Source organism: Flavobacterium sp. (assembly GCF_043722275.1).
Lineage (GTDB): Bacteria > Bacteroidota > Bacteroidia > Flavobacteriales > Flavobacteriaceae > Flavobacterium.
Map to the genome: position 1 here is coordinate 1 of NZ_JAYSPC010000001.1, position 1,535 is coordinate 1,535.

Annotated in this window: 2 protein-coding genes; both read left to right on the forward strand. The window is 32.4% G+C overall.

Translation table 11 applies throughout. The features are described 5' to 3' along the window. Window positions 1-252, forward strand: a 252-nt coding sequence (locus tag ACHZDT_RS00005) for a hypothetical protein (protein ID WP_394772608.1), incomplete at its 5' end; no start/stop codon positions are given. 26 nt (window positions 253-278) lie between these two features. Further along, window positions 279-1,535: DNA polymerase (locus ACHZDT_RS00010; RefSeq protein WP_394772609.1), on the forward strand; the 1,257-nt coding region annotated here is incomplete at its 3' end.

Sequence of the window (1,535 nt, forward strand, 5' to 3'; positions counted from 1 at the left end):
AAGATTGTTGATAAAGGATTAGCAAATACAATTGACTTTATTTGCCCTCCTCAGACAACAATGCAATTTGTAGAAAAATCTTCAGGACTCGATGTCATAATTGAAATAAGCGGGGATTACTGTCTTATAAAAATCCTTGATAATATTGATAAATGCATGAAACCACTTAACGAAATAATAACAAAACAAGAGATACAAAACATCCTGCCAAGCGATGAAACATTAGATTTAGCGTTTTCAATATGGTCTTAAAGAAAAAAATAAATAAACACGGATTAATGACAGAACTAAAGGAAAAAGCACACGCAGGAACATTTTACTTTGCAGATTTTGAAACAGTTCAACAAAACGATGTTCATTATATAACATCCTTCTCGATAGTAGATGCAAAACAAATTTTAGTCGCTTCAGGTTCAATTGACTATGTTGATGATGAATTGATAGAGCAATCCTTAAAATTGATAGAAAGATTCGTCGAAATATGCTTCGCAATTCCATCAAAAAACAACATATTTTATTTTCATAATTTTATAAAATATGATATGTTCTTTCTGCTGAATGGAATCACAAGGAACCCCGAAATGCAAATTGAAATATTATCAAGAGATAAAATCTTTTACTCAGTTTCCATAAAATATAAAACAAAAGAAGAAATAAGCTTTAGAGACTCAATGCTGATGATATCGATGTCGCTGCAAAATTTATCAGACGTGTACTGTGTAGTCAACAAAAAAAAAATGTTTGATCATATAAATAGCTACTCCGATTATTCTGAACCAGCTTTTATTAAACAACTCGAAATGTACTGCATTTCAGATTCAAAATGTTTATCTGAAGGATTTCTTAGATTTAGAGGAGACATAAAAAAACACTTTAAAATCGATAGTTTTAACTGTCTTACAGCATCCTCACTTGCCTTAAGAATTTTTCGTACTTGCTATTACGACTCAAAGAAAACACCAATTTTTTCAGCAGGCGAAAATAAGGATGCTTTTATTCGGAAATCCTATTACGGAGGCGTCGTAGAACTTTACAAACCAAAGATGGGCGCAGGATTTCACTATGATCTAAACGCGCTTTATCCCTCAATAATGAAAGACAACGAATTTCCAATAGGAGAAGGAAAATTTGTCCGCGGTTCAGAAATAAATCTTGATAATTTTTATGGATTTGTTGAGGTTGATGTCTTTTCACCATATAATAATAAACCTTTTTTGGTGATGAGGGATAAGCGAGGATTAGTTGCCGGGGTAGGTTCTTGGAGTGGCGTATACCACTCGGAGGAGATTCTATACGCGAAAAAACTTGGCTATCAATTTGAGTTAAAAGGAGGTTATCGATTCGAAAAAGCTAAAATATTTGAACGCTTCGTTACCGATTTATATGCGTTAAGAGTCGCATGTGGAAAATCTAGTGCGCTTGGAAAAAGCTTGAAAAATATTATGAATGCAATTTATGGAAAATTTGGAATGCGTTTAGAATCAACAAAGACTAATATAGTAACACACTCGGAATTTCAAAAAATAAACAAAATT